Origin of the sequence: Actinoplanes sp. NBRC 103695 (assembly GCF_030269485.1) — a bacterium.
In the GTDB taxonomy this organism is placed as follows: Bacteria; Actinomycetota; Actinomycetes; order Mycobacteriales; family Micromonosporaceae; genus Actinoplanes.
In genome coordinates this window covers 54,334-70,560 of record NZ_BSTL01000031.1, presented here as the reverse complement: position 1 = coordinate 70,560, position 16,227 = coordinate 54,334, and the positions used below count along the sequence as shown (strand labels likewise).

Annotated in this window: 13 protein-coding genes; 2 read left to right on the top strand and 11 right to left on the bottom strand. The window is 73.0% G+C overall.

Translation table 11 applies throughout. The features are described from left to right. Nucleotides 1–20 precede the first annotated feature (20 nt). The 9 genes from QSK31_RS39500 to QSK31_RS39460 form a co-directional block, all read right to left on the bottom strand. Nucleotides 21–599: an NADPH-dependent FMN reductase gene (locus QSK31_RS39500; protein WP_285689869.1), complete on the bottom strand. Its 579-nt coding sequence runs from the start codon at nucleotides 597–599 to the stop codon at nucleotides 21–23. Nucleotides 600–607: 8 nt separating this feature from the next. Then, nucleotides 608–1,846 carry a nucleotide disphospho-sugar-binding domain-containing protein gene (locus QSK31_RS39495; protein ID WP_285689868.1) on the bottom strand — a complete coding sequence of 413 codons (1,239 nt, stop codon included), beginning with the start codon at nucleotides 1,844–1,846 and terminating at the stop codon, nucleotides 608–610. A gap of 11 nt (nucleotides 1,847–1,857) precedes the next feature. Further along, nucleotides 1,858–2,436: a dTDP-4-dehydrorhamnose 3,5-epimerase family protein gene (locus tag QSK31_RS39490; RefSeq protein ID WP_285689867.1), complete on the bottom strand. Its 579-nt coding sequence runs from the start codon at nucleotides 2,434–2,436 to the stop codon at nucleotides 1,858–1,860. Continuing rightward, a complete protein-coding gene (locus QSK31_RS39485) occupies nucleotides 2,433–3,542 on the bottom strand; it encodes a DegT/DnrJ/EryC1/StrS family aminotransferase (protein WP_285689866.1) in 1,110 nt (369 codons plus the stop codon). Before QSK31_RS39485 ends, QSK31_RS39490 begins: the two co-directional genes overlap by 4 nt. A gap of 3 nt (nucleotides 3,543–3,545) precedes the next feature. Then, nucleotides 3,546–5,951 (bottom strand): NDP-hexose 2,3-dehydratase family protein, encoded by a 2,406-nt coding sequence (locus QSK31_RS39480; protein WP_285689865.1) that lies wholly within the window; start codon nucleotides 5,949–5,951, stop codon nucleotides 3,546–3,548. Then, nucleotides 5,948–7,420, bottom strand: coding sequence for an FAD-dependent monooxygenase (locus tag QSK31_RS39475; protein WP_285689864.1), 1,473 nt, complete (start codon nucleotides 7,418–7,420; stop codon nucleotides 5,948–5,950). The genes QSK31_RS39480 and QSK31_RS39475 overlap by 4 nt, the downstream gene beginning before the upstream one ends. Then, the gene (locus QSK31_RS39470; RefSeq protein ID WP_285689863.1) at nucleotides 7,417–8,670 is read right to left on the bottom strand and encodes a class I SAM-dependent methyltransferase; all 1,254 of its coding nucleotides are present in this window, start codon (nucleotides 8,668–8,670) and stop codon (nucleotides 7,417–7,419) included. Before QSK31_RS39470 ends, QSK31_RS39475 begins: the two co-directional genes overlap by 4 nt. A gap of 97 nt (nucleotides 8,671–8,767) precedes the next feature. Continuing rightward, entirely contained in the window at nucleotides 8,768–9,610 is an 843-nt protein-coding gene (locus QSK31_RS39465; protein WP_285689862.1) for an ABC transporter permease, read from the bottom strand. Continuing rightward, nucleotides 9,607–10,593 carry an ATP-binding cassette domain-containing protein gene (locus QSK31_RS39460; RefSeq protein WP_285689860.1) on the bottom strand — a complete coding sequence of 329 codons (987 nt, stop codon included), beginning with the start codon at nucleotides 10,591–10,593 and terminating at the stop codon, nucleotides 9,607–9,609. Before QSK31_RS39460 ends, QSK31_RS39465 begins: the two co-directional genes overlap by 4 nt. 110 nt (nucleotides 10,594–10,703) lie before the next feature. On the opposite strand from QSK31_RS39460, the gene QSK31_RS39455 reads away from it, so the two are divergent. Together QSK31_RS39455 and QSK31_RS39450 are read left to right on the top strand one after the other, a co-directional pair. Further along, a complete protein-coding gene (locus QSK31_RS39455) occupies nucleotides 10,704–13,787 on the top strand; it encodes an AAA family ATPase (protein WP_285689859.1) in 3,084 nt (1,027 codons plus the stop codon). A gap of 119 nt (nucleotides 13,788–13,906) precedes the next feature. Continuing rightward, nucleotides 13,907–14,749 carry an endo alpha-1,4 polygalactosaminidase gene (locus QSK31_RS39450; protein ID WP_285689858.1) on the top strand — a complete coding sequence of 281 codons (843 nt, stop codon included), beginning with the start codon at nucleotides 13,907–13,909 and terminating at the stop codon, nucleotides 14,747–14,749. Here QSK31_RS39450 and QSK31_RS39445 read toward each other — a convergent pair. Further along, a complete protein-coding gene (locus tag QSK31_RS39445) occupies nucleotides 14,734–15,063 on the bottom strand; it encodes a hypothetical protein (protein ID WP_285689856.1) in 330 nt (109 codons plus the stop codon). The genes QSK31_RS39450 and QSK31_RS39445 overlap by 16 nt on opposite strands. Continuing rightward, complete coding sequence (locus QSK31_RS39440; protein ID WP_285689855.1) at nucleotides 15,060–16,226, bottom strand: 5-methylcytosine restriction system specificity protein McrC; 1,167 nt, start codon at nucleotides 16,224–16,226, stop codon at nucleotides 15,060–15,062. The genes QSK31_RS39445 and QSK31_RS39440 overlap by 4 nt, the downstream gene beginning before the upstream one ends. Between the last annotated feature and the right edge of the window lies 1 nt (nucleotide 16,227).

Here is a 16,227-nt window from a genome sequence, read left to right as displayed (position 1 = left end):
TCCCGCGGTGCCGCGATCGATCAGAAAGCGACCTGGTACGGCGACTCGGTACGCGCGGTCTTCAGCGCCGACGCCCACCAGGCGAGCTGGTCGAGCATCGCCTTGGCGGCGGTGTTCGAGCCCTCCTCATCGGTCGGGCGGCCGTCCTCACCGAGCCCGCCCGAGTACATCCCGAAGCTCACGCAGTCCCGGATCGTCACCGCGTGCATCTCGGCGAAGACCAGCCGCAGCGCCTCGACCGCGCGCAGCCCGCAGGCGGCGCCGCCGTACGAGACGAAACCGACCGGCTTGGCCCGCCACTCGGTGTAGTGCCAGTCGATCAGCGCCTTGATGCCCGGCGGGTAGCTGTGGTTGTACTCCGGGGTCACCACGACGAAGGCGTCCGCCGCGTCCAGCTTGCGGGTGGTCTCGGCCAGCTCGGCCGGCGGCTCGTTGGTCAGGGCCAGCGGCGGCGGGTTCTCCGCCAGGTCGATGACGTCGACGTTGAACTGGTCGTGCTTGGTGGCCTCCTCGCTGACCCAGGAGGCCACCAGGTGGCCGGAGCGGCCCTGCCGGATGCTGCCGATGATGACGGCGAGGTTGAGTGGCGACTGGCTCACGGGGTTCCTCATTTCCTTTCGTCGGACCGGTCACGTACGGCACGTTCCCGGGGCAGTGGGCGCTGGTAGCGCCGGTGGGCGGAGGTGAACTCGGCCAGCCGGCCGGCCACGTCCGCGGGGGAGGGCATCGCCGCCATCTCCGCGGCGACCTCCTGAGCGGCCTCCCGGTAGGCGGGGTTGACCAGGACGTCCTCGACGGCGGGCTTGAGGGCGGTGGCCACCGCGCCGTCCATGTCGAGCACCGCGCCGGCGCCGCGGGCGGCGACGGTCCGGGAGTTGGCGAGGGCGGGTCCGGCGGCCGCGGGCAGGACAAGCTGGGGTACGCCCGCCGCGAAGGCCGCGTACACCGTGCCGAGCCCGCCGTGGTGCACGATCGCGTCGCTGACCGCCAGCAGGGCGCGCATCGGCACCCAGTCGACCAGGGTCACGTGCTCCGGCAGCGGATCGGGCAGGGCCGGCAGGTCCGCGCCGGCGGTGGCGACGACCAGGTCCACGCCGAGATCCCGGGTGCCCAGGACGACCTCGCGCATCAGGCCGCCGTCGCGGAACCACTGGGTGAACGAGCCCAGCGTGACCACCACGCGTGGCCGGTCGGAGCGGCGCAGCAACCAGTCCGGCAGGTGGCTGCCGCCGGTGTACGCGGTGAAGCGCATCGGCAGCACCAAACCACGGCTGCCGGGCGGCCGGGGCGGCGCGAAGGCGTCGAGCGACGGCGGGCTGACGTCGATCTCCACGTCCGGTCGCTGCCCGGTGAGATCCGGGACGCCGCGCCGTTCCGCCTCCGCGGCGAACGCGGCCAGGGCAGGCGGCGGCGTCGGGAGCGGCGTACCCAGGCCGTGCATGACCGCGGGCACGCCGAGCAGACGGGCCGTGACCAGCCCGGCCACCAGCGGCGGGGTGTAGACGATCAGGTCCGGCCGCCACGCCGTCGCCGCCGCCAGCAGGCCGTCCATCATGGCCGCGCTGGTGTCGGCGAAGACCGAGCTGACGAAGCGGGCCATCCGGTCGCCGCCGATCTCCATGCCCGAGCCGCCCTCGGCGAGCATGTCGGCCAGCCGGTGGTAGCTGGCACGGGCCGCGCCGTCGTCGGTCGCGACCGCCAGCAGACCCGCGTCCGCGGCGGTCTCCAGGGCCGGTCCGCTGACCGCGGCGAGCACGTCGTGCCCGGCCGCCTGGGCGGCCTGGGCCAGGGATATCCACGGCAGGGCATGTGAGGTGCCCGGCAGCGTGGTGAACAGAAAGCGCATGTGCGCCCCTTTCAGCACTTCTCGTAGTCGGGTAGCTCGCCGCGCTCCTTCGCCTCCGCGAGGGTGATCGCGGTGCGGTCGCGGTCGGCGAGGATCAGGTCGAGGTCGCCGGGGATCGGCAGGCCCAGAGCCGGGTCGAGCACGGAGACGGCTCGCTCGTCGGCGGCCACATAGGGCTTGGAGATGAGGTACGCGATGACGGTGTCGTCGGTTAGCGCGACGAAGCCGTTGCTGACACCGACCGGCAGGTAGATCGAGCGGAAGGACTCCTGATCCATGCGTACGGCGTCGACGTCGCCGAAGGTGGGCGAGCCGACCCGGATGTCGGCGACCAGGTAGAGCGCGGCGCCGTGGGCGCAGTACGCGTACTTGGCCATGCCCGGCGGCGTGACCGTGTAGTGCATGCCGCGGACCACGCCCCGCCGAGACCGGCTGTGGATGGTCTGGGCGACCGGGAACAGCGGCCGGCCGTGCGCCTCCTCGAAGGCAGCCGCCTCGAACGGATTCGCGACCAGGCCCCGGTCGTCGGCGTAGGTGTCCGGGGTGAACTCCAGCGCGCCCTGCACGGCGAGCTTGCGTGCCTCGCTCACAGCGTCTCCAGCACGTCGCGCAGCGCCGAGATGACCTTGTCCTGGAGATCCTCGGCCAGCGCCGGGTACATCGGCAGCGAGAAGATCTCGCCGGCCAGCCGTTCGGTGACCGGCAGCGACCCGGGGGTCCAGCCGAGGTACTTGAAGCCGGTCATCGTGTGCACCGGCCACGGGTAGCTGATGTTGAGGTGGATGTCGTAGCTCTTCAGCCGTTCCACGATCTCGTCGCGGCGCGGATGCCGGACGACGTACACGTAGTAGACGTGCTCGTTGCCCTCGTTCACCCGCGGCAGCACCAGATCGGTGCCGGCCAGCCCGGTGCGGTACCGCTCCGCCACGGCGCGGCGGCCCGCCATGTACGCGTCCAGCCGGCCCAGCTTGCGCCGCAGGATCTCGGCCTGCACCTCGTCCAGGCGGCTGTTGTGGCCGGGCGTCTCGACGACGTAGTAGCGCTCCTCCATGCCGTAGTAGCGCAACCGCCGCAGCCGGCGGTCGACGTCCGCGCTGTTCGTCAGGGTGGCGCCGCCGTCGCCGTACGCGCCCAGCACCTTGGTGGGGTAGAACGAGAACGCCGCGGCGTCGCCGAACGTGCCGGCCGGCTTCCCGCCGCGACGCGCGCCGTGGGCCTGCGCGCAGTCCTCCAGGACCACCAGATCGTGCTTGCGGGCCAGGGCGGTGACCGCGTCGATGTCCACGCACTGTCCATAGAGGTGCACCGGCAGCAGGCATCGGGTGCGCTCGGTGATCGCCGCCTCGATCTGCGCGGTGTTCATCAGGAAGTCGTCCTCGCCGACGTCCACGAAGACCGGCGTCGCGCCGACCGCGTCGATCGCCACCACGGTCGGCGCCGCCGTGTTCGACACCGTGATGACCTCGTCGCCCGGGCGCACACCGAGCGCCTGGAGGCCCAGCTTCAGCGCGTTGGTGCCGTTGTCGACGCCCACGCAGTGACCGGCGCCGTGCCAGGCGGCGAACTCGTTCTCGAAGGCCCCCACGCTCGGGCCCATCACCAGGGTTCCGGAGGAGAAGACGGTCTCGACCGCGTCCAGGATGTCGGCGCGCTCGTCGTCGTACTCGGCCAGGTAGTCCCACACTCGGGTCACCATCAGTCAGTCCTTTCGCACAGGGGTCACGACGCCGGCCGGTGCGGGCGTACGCCGGAGCAGCAGGCCGACGGTGCGGTCGATCCCGTCGCGCAGGGACGTCCGGGCCTGCCAGCCGGCGGCCGAGCGGAACGGCTCGGGATCGACGAACACGTTCAGGAAGTCGGTCAGGACCGCGCCGCCCGGCGGGGACACGGTGACCACCGGGACACCCGGTCGTCCGGTGGCGGCGGCCACCGCGGCGGCCACCGTGGCGAACACGTCGCCGAGCCGCTCGTGACCGCCGGTGCCGACCAGCCAGTGCCGTCCGACGAGACGGTCCGGCCGGTCGATCGCCGCGAGGAAGGCACGGGCGACGTCCTCGACGTAGGTGATGTCACGCGCCACGGTGCCGTCGTGCCACATGGTCAGCGGCTCGCCGGCCAGCGCCTTGCGGATCATCGTGCTGACCACCCCGGCGTCCGGCGCCGCGGACAGCCGGCTCTGCCCGAACACGGTGGCCAGCCGCAGGCTCGTGCCGCGTACCGTGCCGGCCCGGGTGGCGGCCATCAGCAACCGCTCCGCGGCGAGGTTCTGCCGGTCGTACTCGGTGTCGGGGTGATCCGGCTCGGTGCCGTCCATCGGGCGGTCCGGGGTGCGCCCGATCTGGGTGCAGGCGCCGGCGAAGACCACCAGGGGCGGCGGCCGCCCGTCGGCCGGACGGCCGGAGAGCACCTCGAGGACGGTACGCATGATGCCGACGTTGACCGGCTCGGTGGCCGCGGGATCCTCCTCCGGCAGCCGCCAGTCGCCGCTGTGCTTGGCCAGGTGGAGCACCACGTCCGCGTCGGACACCGCCCGGATCACGGCGTCCCGGCCGGTGAGGTCGGCGGCGAGGGGCTCGACCGTGGCGACCGCGGCGGCCGGGATCTCGTACCCGCGGCGGGCCACCGGGCGCAGCCGCACGGACCGCTGCGCCAGCAGTCCGCAGACCACCGAGCCGAGATAGCCCGACGCCCCGAGCACCGCGATCGTCGGGGTGCGCGGCGTGCTCCGGCGCCGGGTCCGCGGCGCCGGGTCCGGCTCGTGCGTCGCCAAGGTGGCCAGCGCGGCGAGCAGAGTGCGTGCCTGGACGTTCAGGTAGCTGCTGTGCCGTACCAGCTCGGTCAGCTGATGCAGGGTCATCCAGCGGAAGTCCGGGTGATCGACCAGCGGGTCGACCTCGACGATCACGTACCGGTTGCGGGTCCGGTAGAACCGCCCGCCCTCCTCGGAGAGGGTGGCGTCGTAGAGCAGCCGCTCGGGCGCCGCGCCGAGAACGGTGTCGAGGAACGGCGGCCGGCCGGGATCGCCCGGCGGGTAGTGCTCCGGGGTGCACTGCACGGTCGGCGCGAGCTCGGCGACGTCCGCGAAGCCCGCCTCGACCCGCAGGCCGGTCAGCACCTGCATCACGCCGTCGCAGCGGCTGACCAGGAACGCGGCCAGCCCGACGTCCCGCGCCGCCACCATCGGCTGGTCCCAGCGGCTGACCTCGCGGCCGTTCGCCTCGATCCGGACGCCGATCACGTCGAAGTACCGGTTCCGCTCGTGCGAGATGGCGTCCGGCCCGTACCGCCAGTGCGGCAGGCGGTTCAGCGGCGCGTCGACGACCCGCAGGTCGGTCGACGTCCGCGCCTCGGTGATCCAGCTCAGCAGCTCGGTCGTGTCCCGCCGGCCGGCGCCGGCGCCGCTCCACGAGCGCAGCAGCGAGCGGGCCGGTTCGCCGCGCGGGCCGAGTGGCGCCGGTGGCAGGAAGTCGAGCAGGGGCAGGCAGGAGAGCACGGTCCGGGCGTCCATGTTGACCAGGTCGTCGCTCCGGAGCAGCGCGTGCAGCTGCGGCAGCGTCAGCCAGTGGAAGCCCGGGCGCACCGGAACGTCCTCGGTGACCTCGACGATCATGTTGCGGTTCCGCTTGCGCAGGAACCAGCTGCCCTGCTCCGACTGGCGGACGTCGGCGATCACCCGGCGCCGATGTGCCCGGAAGTACTCCAGGTAGGGCACCTCGGCGCCGCCGTGCACCCGGGTGTAGTTGCTCCGGGTGGCCTGCACGGTCGGCGACACCTGGATCCCGTTGATGTTGCCCGGTTCCGCCTTGAGCTGCATCAGGAAGTGCGGCGTGCCGCCGATCCGGCGGGTCAGGATGCCCAGGACGCCGATCTCCGGCTGCACGATGATGGGCTGCTGCCACCGGCGCGTGCCGGCGTCCGCGGCGATCGTGACGTCGATGCCCTGGATCGAGTAGAACCGGCCGCTGACGTGCCGCAGCGCGCCCGAGCCGGGATCGGCGTCCCACTGGGACAGCCGGCCGAGCGGGATCCGCTCGGCCCGCGTCCAGATGGTCCGCCGCGCCTCCACGAGCGCGTCGTGGAACCCGGCCAGAAGGGTCGTCGTCACGCGGAACCGAACCAGCGGGTCAGCGCGTCCGGCAGCTTGACGTCGCCCGGGGCGGCCCAGGCCACGTAGCCGTCCGGGCGTACCAGCAGGGCGTCGGCCCCGCCGAGGCCGGCGGGCGCGGTCACCCTGATCACGTCGACCCGGCCCGGCCATGCGGCCGCGTCGGCCGAGTACCCGCCGTCGGCGGTCAGGTCGAGCAGCACCGCCCGGCCGCCGTGCAGCAGCTCGGCCGTGCTCGTCACGCCCGACGCGGTGGTCAGCGGCACCGGCGGGATCCGGCGGCCGAGCAGCGGGTGGTCGCCGTCGCCCACGTCGTACCGGATGTCCAGGCCGCTCACCATGCCGGCCAGGTGCGCCGCGGCGTCCGGGAACGCCATCAGCTCGGCGAACACCCCGCGCAGCGGCTCCACCTCCGGCCCGCCCAGGTACAGCAGTCCCTGCGCCGAGCTGTTCATCAGCACCCGGGCGCCGACCGGGTGCCGCTCCTCGTGGTAGGTGTCGAGCAGAGCTTGGGGCGCGTCGCCGCGGACCGTGGCGGCGAGCTTCCAGCCCAGGTTGACGGCGTCCTGCACGCCGACGCTGAGCCCCTGGCCGCCGGCCGGCAGGTGGATGTGCGCGGCGTCGCCGGCCAGCAGGACTCGGCCGCGCCGGTACTCGGTCGCCTGCCGGGCCGCGTCGCCGAACGCGCTGACCCAGACCGGCTCGCCCGCGGAGATGTCCTCGCCGGTGAGCCGCTGCCAGGCGCCGGCGACCTCGGCGAAGGACACCGGCTCGGTGCGCTCGGCCGGCGCCGCGCCCAGCTCGCAGGCGATGATGCGGTCGACGCCACCGCCCAGCGGGGCGTTCATGGCCATGCCGTTGGGCACCCGCATGCCGGTGAACCGGGGCGGCAGCTCGCATCCGCGTACGTCGGCCAGGAACATCTCCCGGGTCGACCCGGACCCCTCGAAGGCGAAGCCGGCGAGCCGGCGCACCGGGCTCTGCCCGCCGTCGCAACCGACCAGCCATGCGGCGCGCAGCACGACCGGCCCGCCGGGACCTTGGGCGACGACCTCGACGTGGTCGTCGCCGCCGCCCGCGCCGGTGGTCAGGGCGACCACCTCGTGCCCGCGCAGCACCGTCGCGCCGAGCTCACCGGCCCACTCGCCGAGCACCCGCTCCACCTGGGACTGCTGGATGCCCCGGGCGCCGAAGTGGCCGCCCGGGAACGCGCCGAAGTTCAGCGGCAGCCCGCCGAAGTGCCCCATCGGGCTGGTCTCCACCGTGCCGAAGCGGGGCAGCAGCCCGCGCTGGTCGAAGACCTCCATCGCCCGCGCGGTGAAACCCAGACCGCGGGACTGCCCGGACGGCTCGGCCAGACGCTCGACGACCAGCACGTCCACCCCGCCGGCGCGCAGCTCACCGGCGAGCATCAGCCCGGTCGGGCCGGCGCCGACGATGATGACGTCGGTCCGTGTCTGGACGCTCATCGCCGGCCCACCCGGTCCAGGCGGGGGAGCGGGAAGATCAGTTCGCCGCCACCGGCCAGGAAGTCCTGTTCCCGTTCCAGGTAGCCCTCCCGGAAGATCCACGGGAAGACCAGGAGCTGGTCGGGCTTCTGCGCCTTGGCCGCCTCCTCGGAGACGATCGGGATCTTCGTGCCCGGGGTGAAGCAGCCGTGCTTCTCCTCGTTGACCTCGCCGATGCACCCGATGTCCGCCTCGGAGATGCCGCAGTACTGCAGCACGACGTTGCCCTTGGTCGAGGCGCCGTACCCGAGGGTCAGCTTGCCCGCCGTCCGCGAGGTGTCCAGGAACTCGCGCAGCTCCTGGCGGTGCAGTTCGATGCGCCCCGCGAAGGCCTCGAACGGGACCATCGTGTCGAGCTTGGCGTCGGTCTCCAGGCCGCGGAGCCGGTCGAGGGCGGTCGCGTCCACCTCACGGGGGTCGGTGTCCTTCACCATGACCGTGCAGAGGCTGCCGCCGTACACGTCGGTGACCTTGGCGGTCAGCACCCGCAGGCCGGCGCGCTCGGCCATGTACTCGATCTGCGCGAGCGCGTAGAACTCCAGGTGCTCGTGGCAGATGTTGTCGTAGCAGTTGGTCTCCAGCATGGACGGCAGGTAGCTGTGCTCGAGCATCCAGATGCCGTCGTCGGCGAGGACCTCCCGGATGTCGCGCATGAAGGCGATCGGGTCGGGAAGGTCGTAGAAGCAGGCGATCGACGTGATGATCCGCGCCTTGCGGTCGCCGACCCGGGTGCGGACCGCCTCGGCCGAGAAGAAGTCGACGATCAGCTCCGCGCGGTCCGGGTAGCGGTCCCGGAACTTCTCCGCGGACGGGTCGCAGCCGACCAGCTGGACGTCCTGGTCCGCGTAGTGGCGCAGCAGGGTGGCGTCGTTGCTGCCGATGTCGAGCACCAGGTCGCCCGGGTCCAGCGGGCGCAGCGCGGTGGCGTCCGCGACCTTGGTGCCGAGGTGATTGATCATGAACGGGCGAATGCTCGAGCGGTAGCCGTACCGCTCGCCGTACATCAGCTTCATGTCGGCGTCGTGCCGCAGCTGGACCAGCCCGCACCCGGCCGGCGAGCATTTCACCAGTTCCAGCGGCGCCACCAGATCGGCCTCGTCGCGACTGCGCGGAAAAACACCGGTGAGCGCCTGGTGGCCCAGATCCAGAACGGTCAGCAGTTCTTTGTTCCCACACGCGCGACATGATTGTACGGAGGCGTACTCGAGCATTCTGTCTCCCCAATTTCGCCATCTATGCGACGGGAAACTAACACCGGAATCAATTGCTTTACCGATCCCGGAAGATAGCTTCACAAAGGCCTGACAATCAGTTTCGGCGGCGGTAGACGCGCATCGTGAGCGGTCCGAACACCGCCAGCACGAGGGCCGCCTCGGCGAGCACCAGCCCGATCTGGCCGGTGGTCACCGTGCCGCCCATCAGGCCCCGCACGGCCGTCACCAGATGACTGATCGGGTTCACCCCGACGAACGCCTGGAGCCAGCCCGGCATCGTCGACGGATCCACATAGACGTTGCTGGTGAAGGTCAGTGGCATGAGGATGGTCATGCTGGCCGTGGTCACCGTCCGCTCGCTGCGGGCCACCAGGCCGAGCAGCGTCCACAGCCAGGACATGCAGAACGCGCACACGATCAGCAGCAGCACCGCCAGCGCGATGCCCGCGGCGCCGCCCGGGCCGGGCCGGTAACCGAGCACGAACCCGAACGACAGCATCATGATCGAGGCGGCCGTGTACCGGGCGGCGTCGGCCAGCAGCGGTCCGACGATCGCCGCCGGGCGCCACAGCGGCAGCGACCGGAAGCGGTCGAAGACACCCTTCTCCGCGTCGCTGCTCAGGCCCATGCCGACGTACATGGTGATCATCAGGACCGTCGTCACGAGCACGCCCGGCAGGAAGAACTGCAGGTACTCCCCGGTGCCGCCCTCGGCCAGCGCGCCGCCGAAGAGGAACGTGAACATCAGCAGCATGATGGCCGGGAAGAGGGTCACGTCGATGATCTGCGCGGGGCTGTGCTTGACCCGCAGCGCGGCCCGGTACAGGTGGCTGACCGAGGCGGAGAACCGGCCCGCCGGCCGGGGCCGGGTGCCCTCGTCCAGCACCGACAGCAGCTCGAAGTCGATCGCCTCACCGGCGGCGAGATCGGTCGTCACGCGGCCACCTCCTTCACACTGTGGCCGGTCAGGGCCAGGAAGACTTCGTCGAGGGTCGGCTGGCCCAGGGCGAACTGCGCCGTGGCGATCCCGCTGCGGTTGAGCTCGGCGAGGGCCTGCACGCTGCGCTCGCTGTCGTCCACCCGTACGGTCAGCGCGGACGGATCCGACTCGACCTGCACGTCGGCGTCGAGCGCCCGGGTCAGCACCCGCACCGCCTCGAAGCGCTGGGCCGGGTCCTGCACGCGTACGCGGAGAATCCCGGACCCGACCGAGGCCTTGAGCTCACCCGGGGTGCCCTCGGCGATCACCCGGCCGTGGTCGATCACCGCGATCCGGTCGGCCAGCTGATCCGCCTCGTCGAGGTACTGCGTGGTCAGCACCACCGTGGTGCCGCGGGCGACCAGCGCGCGCACGATCGTCCACACCTGGTTGCGGCTGCGCGGGTCGAGCCCGGTGGTCGGCTCGTCCAGGAACATCAGGTCCGGCGTGACGACGATGCCGGCCGCGATGTCGAGCCGCCGCCGCATGCCACCGGAGTAGGTCTTGGCCTGCCGGTCGGCCGCGTCGGCCAGGTCGATGGCGGTCAGCAGCCGGCGGGCCCGGGCGGCGGCGTCGGCGTGCCGGAACCCGAGCAGCCGGCCCAGCAGGATCAGATTCTCCCGGCCGGTCAGCTCCTCGTCGACCGAGGCGAACTGGCCGGTCAGGCTGATCCGGCGGCGCACGCCGTCCGCGTCGGCGAGCACGTCGTGGCCCAGCACGCGTGCCGTCCCGCCGTCCGGTCGCAGGAGCGTGGAGAGGATGCGCAGGGCGGTGGTCTTGCCGGCTCCGTTCGGCCCGAGAACGCCGTACACCCCGCCCGCCGGGACGGTCAGGTCCAGGCCGTCCAGGGCGCGGGTCTCGCCGAACGTCTTGACGAGACCCTTCGCCTCGATGGCCGGTCCGTCCCGGCCGGACGGTGATCGTGCTGCGTCCCCGCTCACTGCGGTCCTCCCTGTACGTTCGGTAGCCTTGCCTCGACACGGAGGCGCCATTCCGGTCGTGGCGGCGCCACAGCGGGAATGGCACCGCCGTCCGACCCGGGGGGAGATCGGTGTCCGCGCTCATCGGCCGGGAACGCTCGTCGGCGCTGCTCGAGTCGGCGATCGCACGCACCCTCGCCAGCCACGGCGGCCTGGTCCTGGTGACCGGCGAGGCCGGCATCGGCAAGTCGGCGCTGGTGGCCGAGACGGTCGCGGCGGCCGGCCCCGGTCCGCTCGTGGCCACCGGCCTGTGCTGGGACAGGGAGGGCGCGCCCAGCTACTGGCCGTGGGTGCAGGTGCTGCGCGGTCTGCGCCGCGCGCTCGACCCGCCGACCTGGGCGGAGGTCCGCGCCGCCTGCGGTGACGAGCTCGCGCCGCTGCTCGACGAGGCCGGCGGCATCCAGCGCCGGTACGCCGGCGCCGACACGTTCGGCCTGCACGACGCGGTCACCACGCTGCTCGTCACGGCCGCGCGGCATCGTCCGCTCGTGGTGGTGCTGGACGACCTCCAGTGGGCCGACCCGGCCTCGGCGCGGCTGCTCGAGTTCGTCGCCCGGCACGCCTGGTTCGAGCAGCTGCTGGTGATCGGCACGTACCGCGACGCGGAGGTGGAGGCGGCCGGCCACCCGCTCGGCCCGATCCTGCTGCCGTTGCTGCCCAAGGCCGCCGTGATCACCCTCACCGGACTGACGCCCGGCGAGACGAGCCAGCTGCTGACGCGCACCGCCGGGCGCGAACCGGCGGCGGAGACGGCCGCCGCGGTTCATCGGCGGACCGGCGGCAACCCCTTCTTCGTCGAGCAGACCGCCCGGCTGTGGCAGACCACCGGTTCCGCCGACGCGGTGGCGCCCGGCGTCCGGGATGCCGTGGAACGCCGGTTGGCGCTGCTCGACCCGGCCCTGACCAGGCTGCTGACCGCCGCCGCCGTGGTGGGGCCGGAGGGCGACGCCGACCTGCTCGCCGCGATGACCGGCCGGCCGGCCGCCGAGGTCGGCGACCTGCTCGCCGCGGCGGTGTCGGCCCGCCTGGTGGTGCGCCGGTCCGAGCCCGGCGGGTGGGCCTTCGTGCACGACCTCGTCCGCGAGACGCTCGCCGCCGGCCTCCCGCCGGCGGAGCGCCGCCGGTGGCACGCGGCCGCCGTCGCGGCCTTCCAGGCCCTGCCCGCCTGCGCGGCCCGGGCGGCACCCGGCGAGGTCGCGCACCACGCGTTCCTGGGCACGCCCGAGGTCGCCCCGGAACGGGCCGTCGCCCTGCTGCGGGCGGCCGCGCAGGACGCCTGGGGGCGGATGGCGCCGGCCGAGGCGACCGTCCACCTCGCCCGCGCGCTGAGCCTCGTGCCCCAGGACGCCGGCCACGAATGGACCTCCATCGCCCTCGACCTCGGCTCGACCCGGCACTACGTCGGGGAGGAGGCCGCGGCGCTGCTGATCTTCCAGGAGGTCGCCGACGTCGCCCGGGCGGCCGGCGACCCGGAGCTGCTCACCCGCGTGGCGCTGCGGGTGCGCCGGGCGGTCTGGGGCGAGCACCCCACCGAGGTGGTCCGGCTGACCACGGATCTGGTGGACGAGGCGTACGCCGCGTTGTTCGGCGCGGACGCGACGGCCACGACCGAGCAGGCGCGGGAGCGGGAACTGACCGCCCGCGCGGTCGACCTCGCCCGCGCCTCCGGGGACGACGCGGCACTGGCCGACGCGCTGATGGCCCGGCACGACGCGATCTGGACGCTGGGCACGGCCGCCGAACGCCAGGCGGTCGCCGCGGAACTCAACGCGGCCGGCCGGCGCACCGGCGACGAGTCGGTGGTCGAGCTGGCCTCGATGCTGTACGCGATGGCCGCCCTGGAGCGGGGCGACCCGGCGGCGCTGTCGCCCGGCGACCCCGGCGGCTCGTCGATCGGCCTGTGGATGAGGGTCGCGACGGCCACCCTGACCGGCCGGTTCGCGGAGGCCCGGGCACTGCTCGCGGAGGACCTCGACGAGCCCAACGGCGACCTGGCGGCGCTGCGCTTCCAGCACCTCTGGACGCTGGAGCTGGCACAGGGCCACTGCGACGCCGCGGACGCTCTGGTGCGCTCCCCGGAGGGACACGCGCATCCGCACCCCGACCTGCTCCTCGCCGTCTCGGCGGCCGAGCGGGGCGAGATCGCCGCGGCCGCGCACCACATCGGCCGGATGGCGCCCCCGTCGCGCTGGTACGAGCCGATGTGGTTGCGCCTCCGAGCCCAGCTCGCCGCCGCCGGCGACGACCACGAGGACCGCAAACGGGTCCGCGCCGACCTCGCGCCGCTGGCCGGCAGCTGGCTGACGATGTTCGGGTCGTCGATCGACGGGCCGGTCGCCTACTGGCTGGCGGTGCTCGACGCCGCCGACCGGGACTGGGACGCCGCGGTGGCCGCGTTCACCGACGCGGAGCTTGCGGCCGCGCGGATGGGAGCGGTCGCCTGGTCGCTGCGGGCACGGCACGGGAAGAGCCGGGCCCTCGCCGCCCGCGGCCGGCCGGGCGACGACCGGCGCGCCGCCGAGATCGCCGCGGTCGTGGCACGCGAGGCGGCGGCCACCCGCCTGACCCACCTGGTGGACTCCGCCCCGGCGGCGGCCGTCCCGGCGTCGTCCTCGAACGTGTTCCGCCTCGACGGCCGCGTGTGGACGCTGACGTACGACGGGGTGACCGTGCACCTGCCCGACACCAAGGGGCTGCACGACCTGCGCGTGCTGCTCGGCCGCCCCGGCGTCGACGTACCGGCGGCCGACCTGCTGGCTCCCGCGGCCGGCGCGGCGGCCGGCGCCGCCCGCCGGATGGGCGCCGACCCGGTCATCGACGAACGGGCGAAGGCGTCCTACCGGGCCCGGCTGGACCAGCTCGACGAGCGGATCGAGGCGGCCCTGGCCCGCGGCGACGACGGCAGGGCGGCCGAGCTGGACGGCGAACGCGGGGTCCTGATCGACGAGATCCGCCGCGCCACCGGCCTGGGCGGCAGATCACGACGCCTCGGCGACCAGGCGGAACGCACCCGCAAGGCGGTCACCGAACGCATCCGAACCACGCTGCGCCGCCTGGACAGCGGCCACCCGGCGCTGGCCGGGCACCTCCGCGCGACCGTGTCGACCGGCTTCACCTGCCGATACGATCCGCCCGAACCGATCATCTGGACCTGATCTTCCTTATTGACACCTATTGATAGGGTTGCGTCGACGCGATCGAGCCCTCCAGATCGCCAGGGCATGCGTTTGCCTGCCTGAGGCGGGGCAGATCCCTGACCATCGGAGACTTTCCCGTGGCCATCGCATCACGTCGCATTCTCGCGCTCACGCTGGGCGCCATCGTCACCGCCGGCATCGGCATCACCACGACCGTCGCCACCGCCGACGCCGGGGTGTCCCGGGTCGCCGCCGCCGTCACCCCGCCCACGGCCAACGCCAAGTTCGACTACCAGATCGGCGGCGCCTACACACCGCCCTCCGGGGTCCGTGTGGTCAGCCGGGACCGGCAGGACCCGCCGGCCGCCGGGCTCTACAACATCTGCTACGTCAACGCCTTCCAGACGCAGCCGATCCAGTCGGAGATCGACGACTGGCGGTCCCGGGGCCTCACCCTGAAAGACTCCCGCGGCAAGGAGGTCGTCGACGGGCAGTGGGACGAGATCCTGCTGGACATCACCACCGACGCCAAGCGGCGGGCCGTCGCCGCCGTGGTGAACGGGTGGATCGACGGCTGCGCGGCCAACGGGTTCAAGGCCGTCGAGCCGGACAACCTCGACTCGTTCAGCCGGTCCCAGGGGCTGATCGACGAGCAGGACGCCATCGCGTACATCTCGCTGCTGATCTCGCACGCGCACAGCAAGGGCCTGGCCATCGCCCAGAAGAACACGATCGGTGACCTCGGGGACGGCGGCATCGGCACGGCCGGGCGCGACGCCGGTCTCGACTTCGCCGTCGCCGAGGAGTGCGGCCGCTACACCGAGTGCGGCGGCTACCAGGAGCTGTACGGCAACAACGTGATCGTCATCGAGTACACGGCGAACGGCTTCACCAAGGCGTGCAACGCGGTCGGCGCCTCGGTGTCGGTCGTCCGGCGGGACACCGCCGTCTCGCCGAACGGGCCCTACCAGGCCTGCTGACCACCGGGCCCGTGCTGGATCCCCCGTTCCGGCACGGGCCCGGATTCACCCTCGGCACCGCTGACGTGCGCCAGCAGGGCGAGCGCCGCGGCCGAGGGCGAACCCGCCGGTGCCGTGCAGGCGACCAGGATCTGATCCGCGTTCACCGGGCGAGGCGACGAGGTCATCGCCGCGCTCATCTCCACGAGCGAGGTGGTGGCCGTCCGCCACAACCGCCGGACCGTCCTGCTCACCGCCGCCGACGGCCTCTCTACCCCGACCTCGGTGGCGATCCGGGGCCGCACGATCCTGGTGCCCAGCGCCGCCTGCCTCACCCGGTCGGACCCCGACCTGCTGGGTGCCCCGCTCCACCACTGACGCCGTCCGCGACCACGGGGACGACGTGACTCTCGATGGTCACCTCACCGATCGCGACGTTCACGCTCCTTGCCGAGGCACCGGGGTAGACCAGTCCGGCCCGCTTGACGCCGAGGCGGCGCGCGTACGTGTAGAGCTGATAGATCTCGCCCGTGGCGGGCTTGCCACGCCACGGGCGGTACTTCGCGTCGAACACCGCGACCGGCAGGCCGCGTCGCAGGAGGACGAAGTCGGCATACACCGGCCGATCCGGGCCGGAGTCGGTCAGTGCGATCCGGTGCTGGCCGCTGACCGCGTCGCTCGGATGACCGCCGGCCAGCCATCTGCCGACGTGCCGCTCCCAGATCTTGGTCATGTTGAACAGCACGCTCACACCGGCCACCCCGGCACCGGTCGGCAGCGTCGTACGCCCATCCAGCACGAGTCGCGCCAGCCGGTCGATCTCCCGGTAGCGGGCCGGCACCCCGGCGACGGGCGGCGGAGGATCGGTGCCGTCGCCGATCGTCTGGAACACCGGGAGCAGGGCGCGCAGCCGGACGGTGAGCCGGTCGTCCGTGTAGCGGAGCCCGCACAGCCGGCGAAGCGCGGCCGCCACCTGCCGGTTGAGCGGCACGTCCGAGGTGAGCCGGTTGGCGGTGGTGGCGAGCCGGTCGGGACGGCCGGCATGCGCGCGAACGTGCAGGGCCGCCGCGGGACGCCCCGGGTATGGCGGCCGGGTGAACTCGCGCCGTTCGTACGCTTTGATCAGACCCTGCCCGGCGATCAGCTCGGCTTCCCTGGCGAACGCCAGACCGATCAGATCCATCAAGCCGTATCCACCGCCGGCCGACGCGGCAGAGTCGTACAGCATCGTGGCTCGCGCCCCGAGCCCGAGGAGTGCGGCCAGGTCCTGGAACGGGAAGCGCCCGGTGACGTTCACGACCCGCCCGCTGCGTAGCTGGAACCGGCCGACATACGGTCCGGGCTGGACCCGGTACGAGCCGCCCGGTGCCGGGCTCAGCCGTTCCATGACCCGCGGCCGGTCGCCGGTCCCGGTACCGCGGGCCAGCTCGCTCAGCTCGGCGGCCTCATCGTGGTCGAGCTCCACCGTCGATGTCTGGTACTCGACGAGGTCGATCACG

What these genes read in the sequence shown, in the direction of transcription:
- QSK31_RS39495 (WP_285689868.1), bottom strand. Translation starts at nt 1,846, where the DNA reads ATGCGCTTTCTGTTCACCACGCTGCCGGGCACCTCACATGCCCTGCCG.
- QSK31_RS39485 (WP_285689866.1), bottom strand. Translation starts at nt 3,542, where the DNA reads ATGGTGACCCGAGTGTGGGACTACCTGGCCGAGTACGACGACGAGCGC.
- QSK31_RS39475 (WP_285689864.1), bottom strand. Translation starts at nt 7,420, where the DNA reads ATGAGCGTCCAGACACGGACCGACGTCATCATCGTCGGCGCCGGCCCG.
- QSK31_RS39470 (WP_285689863.1), bottom strand. Translation starts at nt 8,670, where the DNA reads ATGCTCGAGTACGCCTCCGTACAATCATGTCGCGCGTGTGGGAACAAA.